General features: G+C 49.7%; 8 protein-coding genes and 1 pseudogene. 5 read left to right on the top strand and 4 right to left on the bottom strand.

All coding sequences use genetic code 11. The annotated features are described in order from the left end of the window. Positions 1-23 precede the first annotated feature (23 nt). Entirely contained in the window at positions 24-3,728 is a 3,705-nt protein-coding gene (gene addA, locus ACXN9U_RS09200; protein ID WP_489202489.1) for a helicase-exonuclease AddAB subunit AddA, read from the bottom strand. After that, entirely contained in the window at positions 3,715-7,215 is a 3,501-nt protein-coding gene (gene addB, locus ACXN9U_RS09205) for a helicase-exonuclease AddAB subunit AddB (RefSeq protein WP_489202472.1), read from the bottom strand. Before addB ends, addA begins: the two co-directional genes overlap by 14 nt. A 144-nt stretch (positions 7,216-7,359) precedes the next feature. Here addB and ACXN9U_RS09210 point away from each other — a divergent pair, with 144 nt between their 5' ends. The 5 genes from ACXN9U_RS09210 (at position 7,360) to ACXN9U_RS09230 (ending at position 12,014) form a co-directional block, all read left to right on the top strand. Then, the gene (locus ACXN9U_RS09210; RefSeq protein ID WP_489202473.1) at positions 7,360-8,070 is read left to right on the top strand and encodes a DUF421 domain-containing protein; all 711 of its coding nucleotides are present in this window, start codon (positions 7,360-7,362) and stop codon (positions 8,068-8,070) included. 68 nt (positions 8,071-8,138) lie between these two features. Further along, on the top strand, positions 8,139-8,648 hold the full coding sequence (locus ACXN9U_RS09215; RefSeq protein WP_060963125.1) for a ferritin-like domain-containing protein: 510 nt from the start codon (positions 8,139-8,141) through the stop codon (positions 8,646-8,648). A 208-nt stretch (positions 8,649-8,856) separates the two neighbouring features. Further along, positions 8,857-9,480 carry a TetR/AcrR family transcriptional regulator gene (locus tag ACXN9U_RS09220; protein WP_489202474.1) on the top strand — a complete coding sequence of 208 codons (624 nt, stop codon included), beginning with the start codon at positions 8,857-8,859 and terminating at the stop codon, positions 9,478-9,480. A 15-nt stretch (positions 9,481-9,495) separates the two neighbouring features. Further along, positions 9,496-10,692: an MFS transporter gene (locus tag ACXN9U_RS09225; protein ID WP_489202475.1), complete on the top strand. Its 1,197-nt coding sequence runs from the start codon at positions 9,496-9,498 to the stop codon at positions 10,690-10,692. Between the two features lie 164 nt (positions 10,693-10,856). After that, complete coding sequence (locus tag ACXN9U_RS09230) at positions 10,857-12,014, top strand: AbrB family transcriptional regulator (RefSeq protein WP_016938296.1); 1,158 nt, start codon at positions 10,857-10,859, stop codon at positions 12,012-12,014. 36 nt (positions 12,015-12,050) lie between these two features. Here ACXN9U_RS09230 and ACXN9U_RS09235 read toward each other — a convergent pair whose 3' ends face one another. Further along, a complete protein-coding gene (locus ACXN9U_RS09235; protein ID WP_016938297.1) occupies positions 12,051-12,572 on the bottom strand; it encodes a MarR family transcriptional regulator in 522 nt (173 codons plus the stop codon). 88 nt (positions 12,573-12,660) lie between these two features. Further along, a pseudogene (locus tag ACXN9U_RS09240) lies at positions 12,661-14,140 on the bottom strand (monooxygenase). Positions 14,141-14,219 lie beyond the last annotated feature (79 nt).

Consider the following 14,219-nt stretch of genomic DNA (forward strand, 5'->3'; position numbering starts at 1 on the left):
CCAAAAAGGAGCTTCGGATCTTGTTACAGTGTAAGAACGTGACCTCCATCGAAGAAATAGAGCGCACGCCCTTTCACTTTCGTTTTTGTAATTTGTTCAATCGCTTTTGTATACAATTCGATTTGTGTTTCATACCTTTTTTGCAGGATCGGGGCCGCGCCTTCAAATCCGTTCCGGAATTTCCCCTCTATCCGATCTGTTTTATAGTCCAGCAAATAGAGTCCGTCCGCCGTTTCGTAGAGGCAGTCAATAATCCCCTGCACGAGCAGCGGTTCACCGGCCGTTTCGGCATCCTTGTACACCTCGCCGGCCGGAAGCGCCATACTGAACGGCACCTCCCGATCAATCCGCCGCGCCCCGAGAAGATCTTTCCCGATTTCAGTTTCGAAAAACTGTATAATGTCTTCGATATCAATAGCGTCCCGCTGTTCTTCTGTCAGCAGCTCTTTTTCGTGAAGCGTCTGAACCGTCCGCTCCGCTTCTTCGGCAGTCGGAACGTGCGTCAGCGGTATATGCTGCATCACCGTATGCATCGCCGTCCCTTTTTCGGCGGCTGTCAGCCCTTTTTTCATCATAAAACCGGGACGCCTGTATAAAAGCGTGTCCCCTGACGGTTTGATGAGAGAGCGGCCGCTGTATTCATCCTCGTATTCTTGCTTTCTCTTCAGCTCAGAAACTGACTGCTTCGTTCTGATAGCCGTCAGCTCTCGGTACGGGTATTCCCATTCAAGGAGACGGCGCGCCTGATCATCAAATGAAAACGAATCAGGAATCGGCTCGCCCTGCTGAATCGCCTTGAGACGTTTGCTCTTTTCTTCAGCCCGTTCTTTTGGGTTATCTTCCAGCAGCTCACTTTGCTGCAGCATCCGGATGTGAAAACGGGACGGATCGTGCGCGATATCCTCCGGAGCCGAAAGACCCGGCGGCCTGTGCGCCTCCATGTCACGGTGGCGGATAAGCGCCGGCCCGATAAAGTCCAAATAAGATGTCGCCTGATAGCGGTCGAATTCAGAGAGAAGCCAATCGGCCCTGTCCGCTTGCGCCTGCCATTTGGCCAGCTGTTTTTCCCGGTTTTTGCAGGAACCGATGAGAAACAGCTTTTCCTTCGCTCTTGTCAGCGCCACATATAACACGCGCAATTCTTCTGATAAAAGCTCTCTGCGCATTTTTTTCTTCATCGCCACAAGCGGCAGAGTCGGATAGCTGATTCTGAGTTCCGGATGAATATACTTCGTTCCGAAACCGAGCTCTTTATCAAGCAGGTATGATTTGTTGAGATCCATCATATTAAAACTTCTGCCGAGTCCGGCGGTGAAAACGACGGGGAATTCAAGTCCTTTGCTGCTGTGGATCGTCATCAGCCGCACGACATCCTCCTGCTCGCTGAGCGCCCGCGCCGTCCCCAGATCATCGCCGCGCTCCTGCATCCGTTCAATGAACCGCAAAAAGCGGAATAACCCGCGGAACGCCGTCGCTTCATACGAGCGCGCCCGGTCATACAAGACGCGCAGATTGGCCTGGCGCTGCTTTCCGCCAGGCATGCCGCCTGCATAATCAAAATACCCGGTATCGCGGTATACTTCCCAAATCAGCTCAGCTACCGAATGATTCGTCGAAAATGACCGCCACTTTTGCAGATGGTCATAAAATGTTCTCAGCTTTTGATACAGCTCGTCATGTCTGTCACCGTTCGCTATATATGCTTTCAGCGCTTCATAAAACGGCGCTTTTTTCTTTTCCAGGCGTATCAGCGCAAGTTCATTTTCGTCACAGCCGACAATAGGCGAGCGCAGTACGGAAGCAAGCGGAATATCCTGATACGGGTTGTCAATCACCTTTAAGACCGAAAGCGCCGCAGCCACCTCCACGGCTTCAAAATAACCCGACGTCAAATTGGCGTAAACCGGAATGCCCTGGTTTTTCAGTTCTTCCATCAATTGCGGCGCCCAAGGCATGGAACGCAGCAAAATCACGATATCCCGGTACTGGATATTCCGGTGTGTTTTGGTTTTGCCGTCATAGACCTTAAACGGAGATGAGACAAGCTTCCGGATCTCCGCGGCTATCGCTTTTGCTTCCCAATGCACGGTTTCAAAATCTTCGGCATCCTCGGAGCTGTCTGCATCATCAGCACTGTCAATCAGCAGCAGTTCCGTTTCTGCCGCGTCATTCGGCGGATACGACGCACCGAGTTTCAATGCCGCCTGTTCATCGTAGTCCACTTCGCCGATTTTGCCGCCCATCAGCTGCTTAAACAAGAAATTCGTACTGTCCAAAATATCGGAGCGGCTGCGGAAGTTTCTGTTCAGGTCAATTTTCTGTCCCGCGCCTTCCCCGCTTTCTGTAAACCTTTTATATTTCCCGAGAAACAGCAGCGGCTCGGCAAGTCTGAATCGGTAGATCGATTGTTTGACATCGCCTACCATAAACAGATTTCCCGCCTCTTCATTCCCGCTTTTCACAAGCTGCAGAATAGATTCCTGTACAAGATTGGTATCTTGATATTCATCAACCAGAACCTCATGGAACTGCTCTTGATAATAAACGGCCGCTTCACTCGGCACCCGCCGGCCGTCTTCATCAGCCGCAGTTAAAATCGCCAGACAGTAATGTTCCAAATCTGAGAAATCAATGATTGATTTTTCTTGTTTCGCCGCTTCAAATCGTTTTCCGTACGATATCACGAGCTGAACGAGCGTTTCAATGACAGGCTTCATGTCTGTTAAACTCTTTACATGATCTTGCGGGCTTCTTGTAAAGTAATCGGTCTTTAATTTTTCGATCAGTTTTTTCGCGCCGTTTCGCAAATCGGTCGCTTCATCCAAAAGCGCCTTGTCAAATTCATCACCTTTTACCGCCTTAGCCCGCTTAAATGTGACCGCGGGGACCCGTTCATACAGCGCCTCAAAGTCATGCCGGCAGCTGATCAGCTCTTCTATCTGCTGAAGATCATCCAGAAAATGATCAGCGCGCGGCGCCGGCCCGCCGGGCGCTTTTGTCAGTTCAAGCGCCTTTTCAAGCTTTTGCTTTGCCCCGAAGAGCGCCATTTCAGCATCTTCTCTCACATACTCGTAAAACGGCAGCTCTTCCATTTTGCTTTCTTCCGTCACATCATATAGGCGGACAAAGCTTTTCAGCCACGCTTCCGGATCAGGATGAGACCGTGAATACTCGTACACCCGCTTGACGAGATCTTGAAGATCCAAATCATGCCTGTCCGTCGTATATCTGTCCACAAGCTCAAAAAACGCTTGATTCCCTTTTGCGTATTCATCCTCAAACAGCTCATCAAGGACTTCGTCTCCGAGCAACTCGCCTTCCGTCTGGTCAGCCATCCGAAAGCCCGGGTCAAGATCAATCATATAATAATATTTTTTAAGCACCTGCAGACAGAAAGAGTGCAGCGTCGAAATGCTCGCCCGATTTAATAGAGAGAGCTGCCGTCTGATATGGAGAGATCCCGGATTTTTGGCGAGCTCTTTTTCTAATGCTTCAGCGATCCGATGCTTCATTTCCGCTGCTGAGGCGTTTGTAAAGGTCACCACAAGGAGCCTGTCAACATCAACCGGATCTTCCTCCGCGGTTATCTTTCTGATCATCCGTTCCACGAGCACGGCCGTTTTACCTGATCCGGCTGCGGCTGCGACCAGAATATCGCGGCCGGAAGAAACGATGGCGCTCCATTGGTCATCCGTCCATATGCTGTCTTTCGGTTTAGGAATTTGCATCATCATCCGCCTCCTTTTTCAGCCAATCCAGTATGGTGCCGTCTTTTTCCGCTTTCAGGCTGCGGTATTCATTTTCCTTAAGGGACTCATCAAACTGGCACACCGATTTAAACGCACAGTACGTACAAGGCGTCTTATCTTTCAGCTTATACGGGGTAATGGACACAAGCCCGTCCGTTATCGCTTCGCCCGCCTGTTCAAATGTCCGCCGCACATGGTCTGTCAGGAGATGAAAATCCCGTTCGCTGACTGCGGCTGAATCGGATCTTAAAGAACCGTCCTTCTTCAAACCGGCATTAATGATATTTGAACGTCCTTCCTCCAAAGTCGTATCCATCAGGCTGATTGCCTCCCGGTCACCGAGGAGAAGGCCTTTCATTTTAAATTTCTTGAAAATTTCCTGCTCGATTTCATCAAGCCCCATCGGCAGACTGGCCTGAATCATCGGATCATGGATATGGAAATACAAAACGCCTGCGGGGGTCGCTTTCATGCCGAGCCAATCCGCTGAATGTGTAATCGATAAGTCAAGGTACGTGAGCATTTGCAAAGCGAGCCCGTAATATACCTCAGCCAGATCAAGCCCCTTGTCGCTTGATTTATAATCCACGATTCTAAGCAGCAGGCCTTTTGAACTTTCCGCTTTATCCACGCGGTCGATCCGGCCGACGAGTTCCATCGTACAGCCGTTTTTCAGCGTGAAAGTGAGCGGAGGCAGCGGACCGTTTCCGCCGAAACCGAGTTCAAGGCCGATCGGGACAAAACCGCTCGCCTTCGCATGCTCGCTTAATATGCCTGAGACACGCGTGACGATCTTCTGCAGTTTTTCCTTCACATAAAAGTGTCTGTTTGAACTGAGCAGAATTTCTTTTTGCAGCCTTGGCGCAAGCCGTTCCACCGCTTCATAGGAGAAATTCCGGCACTGATCTTTCGTCAGATCGCGCCATTCCAGCTTCTGCTCACGAAGCCGGTCTGAAATCAGCTTGAGGCTGGAGTGAAACAGCTGTCCGATATCCGGCGCTTCCAGCTTGAAAAACTGCCGCTCTTTTAATTGCAGCCCGTGAGATGCAAAATGAGAAAACTGGCAGGCATTAAACGCCTCCATCCGGGAGACGCTTCCTTTAATGTGCTCGCCGTAAAGCTGGCGCGAAACAGGACGTTCAAGACGCTTCGCCTCATTGCGGAAAAACAGGCTTGAAAACAGCTTTTTCGCGCGCCGGTGATCAGGCTCTTTCATCAGCACATTGTATGCGCTCCACCATACATCACTGATTTCATATTCTCTTGTCCACAGCCTGAGCTGGCTTGCCGTATACGTCTGTGCCACCTGTTTATTGACGAGATATTGAAGCTGCTCTTCTTCGCTTACCTGCTCGGGATCAGCAGCCGACAGTTTTTCCTGATGGTCGGGAAACAGCTCGCCAAGCCTGTTTACAACAATTGACGGCAGGAGCGTTTTTCCTTCCGCATCGGCAATCGGATATGACACATACAGACGGTCAGACGGACTTGACAGCGCCATATAGATGAGAAAATGCTCATCAAGCAGCCGCTCACGCCCCGCGGAAGACAGCTCCACTCCGACCGCTCTCAGCCACTCCCGGTCATCATCGGACAGCACGCCGTTTTCATCCGGGCGCGCAGGAAGAACGCCGTCATTGGCCCCGATGACAAACGTGCAGGACGTGCCGTACATTCTTGACAGGTCCATATTCCCTACAAACACTTGGTCAAGCGCAGGGGGAATTAAAGAAAAATGAAGTGATTCGGTTCCCGTTTCAAGCATTTGCTGGAACAGCGCCAAAGACATTTCATCTTCACCCATCATGCCGGCAAACTCCTCGAGAAGCTGGATAACGGCGTCCCATGCCTGGCCGTGCTGCTGCGCTTCGATCATGTTTCCGGCCTCTTCGGCCTGCTGCCTTTTCCGGTCCAGCTTCAGGGGAACATCGGTATCTTCCAAAAAGAGATAAAGAGCTTCCGCCATGCTTTGAACCGTTTTCGCTTTTTTCATCCGGTTCTGAAGCCGGACGAGGGGCGCGGCCATCCATTCTCTCGTCTCATTCAGCATTTGCTCCATCTCTATTTCCTGATCCGTCTGCGCGAAATCCTCATCGAGCGATACGAAGCGCCTGTATACAAACCGCTCGCCGTTCGTCCAGCGCTCCCCTTTAATTCCGTAGGCGATACAATAGTTTTCAAGCTGATCGACCTGCTCTCTTATTTTCTGCACCGGCTGATCAAGCGGGAATAACAGTTCGGTTTTCGCACAGCGGAACACCGCTTCATATCTCCAGTTCCCCTTTACGACATCCAAACTTGAACGGATGAATTCTATAAGCGGGTGATGCTGCATAGAAGCTTTTCCGTCAATAAAATAAGGAAGCCCGTAATCTGCAAACACTTCCTTCAGCAAATCTTTATAATCTTCCGGCTGGCGGATGAGAATCGCCATATCCCTGTACCGGTATCCTCCGTCCCGGACAAGTGATTGAATTTCCCGGGCAATACCCTCAAGCTCGGCTCTTCTGTTTTGTGCCTGTATGACGGTAAAAGCTTCCTGCCCGCCGGTATACGCCGCAGCGGGACGCACATCGTACTGCGATTCTAAACAGGCAAGCTCCGGCACATGCTGATGCCGTTTCGTGCCATGCAGTTCCTTGCAGGAAATATCGGCATTCAATTCCTTTGCCATCTGATAAAGCTTATAGTATGTGCTTCCCGTCATTCTGAACAGATTGAGCTCATCCGGTGCCTGTTCTCCCGAAGGGCTGTCCGCCGTCAGCGAGAATGTGACATGTTCAGCATGCATGATCAGCTGCTCCAGCACCCTTAATTCCTGCGGTGTAAATTGATAGAAGCCGTCGACGTAAACTCTGGCGCCTTTTACAACATCCGTTAACGGAAGCTGCTGGGCGAGCAGCGTCAAATAATCCTCTGAATGCAGATAGTTGCCGGCGAGGCTTCTTTCCATCTGCTGATATAAAATGCCTAAGTCATGAAGTTTTTCAGACAGCATCCGCTCTCCGCGATATTCTGACGCCGTTCCGCTTTCCGCCATGCGGCGGACGTCTTCAGGCTCAATACAGTAACGCTTAAACTCTGTCAGCATCCGTTCCACCTGCTCAGTGAACCCGGCTTTGTCACTCGCTTTTTGATACACTTTAAAATCGTGCTTATGCTCTTCAATCAGCTTCCTCAACAGCATCTGCACACCCGTCGTCGTCACAAACGGACGGTTCATGCCTCCGGTATGCTGAAGCACGCGCCACGCCAAACGCGAAAAACTGAACACTTGAGCGCGTATCATGCCGCCAATATCCGGCGTTTTAGCAAGCTCATATTCCATTAAAAACGTCATTTGATCCGGGACTAGAAAAATGATCGGTTTCCCGAACGGCTCCCGGCGCAGTTCATCTTGAATGCTGTCGATAATCAGCCTCGTTTTCCCACTCCCCGATCTGCCTACTAAAAACTCAACACCCAAATTAGAAGACCCCTCTCTTTTATTCTTTCTACATTTTATCGAAAGTTGACGAAAATGACCAATCTCATCTGCTGGTAAAAACGGGATGACTGTTTTAAAAAATATCATTCTTGACCAGATTAAAGAAAAAAAGGATTAAATATAATGTCAGAATATCTCGAAGTGATTGTGCGAACGATTCTGTCGTTCAGCATTTTGTTTATCGGCGCCCGGATACTCGGAAAACAAACCATTTCACAGATGACGCTTTTTGATTTCATTGCGGCCATCTCGCTCGGCGCCATCACAGCCAATCTGTCGTTTAATACAAAACTGCCGATTCATTTTACTGTCAGTGCTTACACGATTTTTGTGGTCATCATTTACCTGGTCGCATATCTTTCTATGAAAAACAGAACCGCCAGGGGTTTCTTTGCGGGCAAACCGACCATTATCATTCAAAACGGAAAAATACTTGAGCATAATATGAAAACGATGCGCTATACCCTCGACTACCTGAACCAGCAGCTTCGTGTAAATGATGTATTTGACATTTCTCAGGTTCAGACGGCCATCATTGAAACAAACGGCAGCATGTCCGTGGAGGTCAAACCGGAATTCGCGCCCGTTACAAGACAGGATCTCGGCATTTTTGCAGGACACGAAAAGAACTTTGCCGTTGAGCTCATTATGGACGGCCAGCTGGTGACGAAGAATTTCGAAGAAAACCACGTATCGGAAAAATGGCTCAGAGAAGAATTAGACAAGAGAAACCTTACACCCGAAGAGGTCGTATACGCGGTGCGCGGAAGCAACGGCCAGCTGTTTGTCGATACATATAATGACCATATCACATCGCCGCTTGATCAAGAATAAGCATGATATCCGCACATGTCACGGGCTATCGCCGTATAATACCCTATAAACATCCGGGGGTGAGTCCAATGCACGAGAATTTTTTTCATTATACAGCCGTCTGCGGCGACGACTCTGTTCTTATAAAAGATCTGATAAAATCCATTAACGGCGAATACAGCGCTGTGATCTGCTACTCGATATTAGCCGAAAAAGCGCCGACCGCAGAAATCAGAAGACGAATCGAACATATCAGAGAGGAAGAAATGCGCCACCTGCATGCCTTCTCCTCACTGTATACTTCAATTACCGGAAACCAGTTGACGCCGAAACAGACGGAACTTTGTCCGCACACATACAGAGAAGGACTGAGGGCGGCGTTTTATGATGAGCAGAAAACGAATGATTTTTATTTGCAGGCATCCGATAGAGCGGTGCACCCGGAAGCAAAGCGGTTATTTGCCCGCACGGCATTTGACGAGCAGCGTCATGCCGTCTGGTTTTTATACGATATGACCCACTCTCCTTCCCACCACACAGGAGGGACGGTATCAAACGCGCCGAACACGAGCTATACCCAGGCAAATACCGGAAAATAACGCTCCCCCGCCGGGAGCATTCAGGCCGCAGACAAACCCCATTCTTTCAATAGGAGAGAATGGGGTTTATTTTTCAAGCTGCGTGACCTCTCTAAAAAACCGCCGACTTCTTCATTGTATAATCAGCAAAAACACTTTATAATAAAATAAACCAACCGGTCGGTTTTTAAGGGGCCGAACCTCACTTGGCGGAAAGGATTTGTGTGATGTGACAAGTACAAAAGGCGGCGCCGGAAAGAGCGAAAAGACGAAGAAAAAGCTCGTATCCGCTTCGCGTGACTTATTTGCAAAAAAAGGTTATTCAGAAACCTCAATCCGGGATATCTTAGAGGCGGCCGAGATCAGCAAAGGCAATCTTTATCATCATTTTAAAGGAAAAGAGTTTCTGTTTCTTCATATCATGGAAGAGGATCACCGCGTGATGATCGAGACGTGGAGGGAAATGGAAGCTGATCTGAAAGACGCTGCCGAAAAGCTGACGGGCTTTGCAGAACTGCTCAGCCGGATGAGCATCAATTACCCGCTGATGAGAGCAAGTGAAGAGTTTTATGCGAGCGCGTTTACGTCGGAGGAGGTCGTAAAACGTCTCAACAAAATTGATATTGAATATGACGATGTGATGAGAGAGATCTTAACAGAGGGAAATCAAGACGGCAGCTGGTCCATTCATCATGTCGAATCAAAAGTGAAAATCCTGCTGTCCGTCTTTTACGGGTTGGATGTGTTATATAAAAACGATTCCATTCAGCAAAGAAGAGAATTGCAAATAGAAGCCATCTCCGTGTTTATTCACGGAGTCATCAATGCAGATCAACAGAATCAGGGCAGCTGATAAAGGAGAAACAACATGCAAAAACCGATTAGAGAACAAAAAGCTGTACTCATCATCTTATTAAGCAACATATTTATTGCGTTTTTAGGGATTGGGTTAATTATTCCCGTTATGCCGCTGTTTATGAATGTGATGCACTTGACGGGCAGCACAATGGGATACCTTGTCGCTGCCTTTGCCGTCGCGCAATTAATCACATCCCCCATTGCGGGAAGATGGGTTGACCGCTTCGGCAGAAAAATCATGATTCTCGCAGGGCTGTTTCTGTTCGCGTTATCCGAGCTGACCTTCGGGTTGGGCACACATGTCTACGTTTTGTATTTTGCAAGGGTGCTGGGGGGCGTCAGCGCCGCTTTTATCATGCCCGCTGTTACAGCGTATGTCGCAGATATTACGACAGTGCAGGAAAGATCTAAGGCGATGGGCTATGTATCTGCCGCCATCAGCACAGGGTTTATCATCGGGCCCGGCATAGGAGGATTTATCGCCGATCACGGTGTCCGTATGCCGTTTTTCTTTGCGGCGGGAATTGCATTTATCGCAGTGATTTCCTCTGTCTTTATGCTGAAAGAGCCATTATCTAAAGAGGAACGCGCCCAGCAGATGGAAAGCGTCAAAGAGTCAACCTTCTTAAAAGATTTGAAAAAGTCGATTCACCCAAGCTACCTGATCGCCTTTATCATCGTCTTTGTGCTGGCATTCGGGCTGTCGGCGTACGAAACGGTGTTCAGTTTATTTACAAATCATAAATTCGGCTTTACGCCAAAGGATATCGCCGTTATTATTACGTTCAGCTCCATTGTTGCGGTCATCATCCAAGTGCTCGCATTCGGCAAGCTTGTCAACTTCCTCGGGGAGAAAAAAGTCATTCAGCTTTGTCTGGTCATCGGGGCTGTGCTGGCTTTCGTTTCTACGGTGATGTCAGGATTTTTGCCCGTGCTTGCTGTCACCTGCATTATATTCCTTGCGTTTGATTTACTGCGCCCGGCACTGACCACTTTCCTATCGAAAATCGCAGGAAATCAGCAGGGGTTTGTCGCCGGAATGAATTCAACATACACGAGTTTAGGCACCATTTTTGGCCCGGCTCTGGGCGGTATTTTATTTGATATGAATATTCACTTCCCGTTTCTGTTCGCAGGCGTGGTCTTATGTCTCGGTCTGGGACTGACCCTTGTGTGGAAAGGAAAGACTGGCGAGGTTTCGGAGTAGGGTGCACTCCCCCTTCTCCGGAGCTTTTTTGTTTATGATAAGAAAAATGAATGGATTATGAGAAATAATTCATCATTTATTTATCTCAAAATCTATACTATAGTAATAGTAAGGTTAACGAGCTTAACAATTTAATATGAATGTTTCAGGAAGAAGGGTTTTCATTGAAGAAAGACAAACATCTCCTTACGGATATCTGGTTTATTCTCATCAGTGCGGCAGGGGGGTTTCTTCTTTCGCTTACAGGAATGTCGATCGCCTGGATGCTCGGAACGCTGGCCGCCGGCTGCATCCTCTCCATGACGAGGCCCCGCTGGCTGTTCATGGCGGCTGACAGAAGAGGGATTAACCGCAGATGGCTTGCGGCGGGACAAATGATTCTTGGCATCGAACTCGGCCAAAAACTGAACCTGTCCGTTCTTTCAGTTTTACGGGATCATTGGCTGCCGGTTGGCTTCATGCTGATTTTCTCTATCGCGATGGCGCTTGTTTCCGGATATGTGCTCTTTCGGTTCAGCCGGACGGACATGATGACAAGCTTTGTAGGCACGGCGCCGGGCGGTTTATCCGCCATGCCCGGTATCGCCCAGGAAGTCGGCGCAAATACCGCGATTGTAAGTCTCATTCAGCTGACACGCGTCCTTTTGGTTGTCATGACAATACCGTTTCTCGTCATTTTCTTATTTACCAAACAAAACGGTACGGCTCAGACATCAGCCGGAGCCGTTTCAGCAGGAGCTTCACATCCGGGCCTTATTCCCGTCTTGTTAACGGCCGGATTTATTTTGGCTGCCTGGCTTGCAAGTAAGGCCGCAAAACGGCTGAAATTTCCCGCTCCTTGGCTGCTCGGCAGCATGATCGGCGTTGCTGCCGCGGAAATCGGCGTGTCGGCTTTAGCGGGAAAAGACATGCTGGCCTGGTGGCCGCCGGAAGCGAACCAGCTGTCACAAATTTTTCTCGGCGCCACAATCGGTTCGAAAATGTACAAAAGCATGTTCACCGGCGTGTCCAGAGTGCTTACGATCGGATTTATTTCCTCCGTCGGATTAATCGCCGCAATGATCCTTAGTGCGGTTGCCGTTTCTAAATTAACGGGCATCTCCATGATTACATCCGTTCTCGCCTTCTCTCCCGGCGGAATCGCCGAGATGGCGGCGACTTCGATCACGCTGCATGAGGACTCGACTTTCGTCGTCGCGGTTCAGGTCATCAGGATCGTTCTCGTCATCGCCATGCTTCCGCCCTTCTATCGCCTGCTGCACCACCTTTCTCAGCTGAAAAAGGCGCACGGCGATAGAGGCCGGGCAGAAAGAGGAACATGAGCCGAATAAAAAACACGCATCCATATGCGTGTTTTTTTATTTCAACAGCTGCCCGACGCCATTTACAGAGCGCCAGTTTGCTGAAAGATCACGGAACAGCCGTTCAGCAAATAACAGTTCTTCATCTGTATAGCGGTCCAAAAATGCCAAGAACCGCTTTTTTATCATTTCGTGGTATTCGTGATGAAGGGAATGCAGCTCTTTTCCGGCAGGAGTCAGCCGGAAATAGACTTCTTTTTTATTGTCGCTCAGCCGGGTTCTGCGCAGAAAGCCGGCTTCCAAAAACTTCGCGCAGCTTCTCGACACGGTCGGTTTTGTCGTCTTCATTTTTTCTGCTATTGATGTGACATTGATCGGTTCATGATCTCCGATACAAGATAAAATGTGTATTTCCGTCAAGGTCAGCTGAAGTTTTTTGCCGTTTTCTTCTCGGAGTTCGTCCATCCGTCCGGCCAACGACGCCCTGATGTCCTCCTGACACCTCTCCTGCTCGTGGAAAATGTCTGTCAGCCCTTCAAGAATCATGTGTTTTGCATGGTCTGGCTGTCTTCTGTCCAACTGCGGGTCACCCCTTCCGTATGAATTGTTTCTTTTACTATAACGTTTTGTTACGGAAGAAACAATCACACAGGCGCATAAAAGGGTATCAGATAAGTCCCCATCTCTCCAAACCGGCCAGTACGGCTTCTTCCGCTTCACGTCCCGAGCCGCCGGCCGCCCAAGCCGCGTGGCCGTCCGGCCGGATCAAAACAGAATAGACGTCACCCCAGCCGGCACGTGTTTCAGAAAGCGCCGCCCTGACAGTCGCCACGCTGTCCGTATCAATATCGGCAGGAATGCTTCCTCTTAATGATAGCAGCACAAAGCCGCCTTTGTGAAGAAAATCATACAGCCGGGCCGCCCGGCCGTCATAAAGAATCAGCTCTATATCGGGCAGCCGTTTTCCGTTCAGGATATGCGGCGGCAGCTCCGGGTCCGGTTCATAATGCAGATCAAGCGCGGATACTTTTCCCGCCAATAAACGGTTGGCCTCCTGAAAATCGAGCAAAGCGGTCATCGTATCTCTTAATGCCATCCCTGACTCGGTAAAATCCATGAGCTTGATCTGGGTTTTTATATTGTGCAACACTTCTTTTCCCGCGCTGTGCCTTTCCTGATGATAGCTGTCCAGAAGATGAGGCGCCGCTTTCCCCTTCATTTCCGCCCCCAGCTTCCAGCCGAGGTTGAAGGCATCCTGAAGCCCCGTGTTCAGCCCTTGGCCGCCTGCGGGAAAATGAATATGCGCCGCATCACCGGCCACAAAAACCCGGCCTGAGCGGTATTGTTCGGCCTGACGCTCGGCATTGCCGAACCTTGACGTCCACACCGGATCACTCAATCCGAAATCAGTGCCGCATATCTGCCGCAGGTCTTCTTTCAGCTCTTTTTCTGTGACCGGCTCTTCTTTCCGCTTTTGCGGAGCGTGCGGAGAAACGATCAGGACGCGGAAAAGCCCGTCCGTAAGAGGGACAATGACAACCGATCCCGCCAGACGGCACGTTGAAAAGAAGGCAGATTCAGGCGGAGTTTTCAAAACGGCATCACAGAGGGTTCCTATTAAGTCGGCATCAGTGCCCGAAAAAAGCGATGCCCGCCTGTTTCCGGACAATGCTCCCCGCTCCGTCTGTACCCGCGGCATATAAGCTGCGCAGGGTGCGGATACCGCTTTCATCCCGGAACACCGTCTCCACTCCGTCATCCGTCTGGGTAACGGACACCGCTTCCGCCCCGCGGATGATATCTGCGCCTAAACTTGATGCATATTCTTCCAAAAGCCGCTCCGTATCTGCCTGAGGCAGCATTAACGAATAATTCTGCTTAGAATCCAGCCGGGAAAAATCCAGCCGTGTATCCAGCATCGAAAAATGGCCGGATGACACCTTCGTCCCTTTATCCAAAAAGCGTTCCAATATGCCTCTCATGGCAAAAAGCTCCAGTGTGCGCGGATGCATAATAAGCGCCTTGGAATAGGGCACCGTCTTCTTCAATCGTTCAATGACAGTCGTTTTCACTCCGGCCAGTGCCAGTTCTGATGCAAGCATAAGCCCGACCGGACCTCCCCCGATAATGGCAGCCTGTGTTTCCATCTCATCAGCCCTCTTTCATATTTTTTGTTACAAACGCAACAAAATCACTAAAAATAAAACACCTGATTTTTGTTTCACG

The organism is Bacillus sp. BACIII (genome assembly GCF_057836745.1).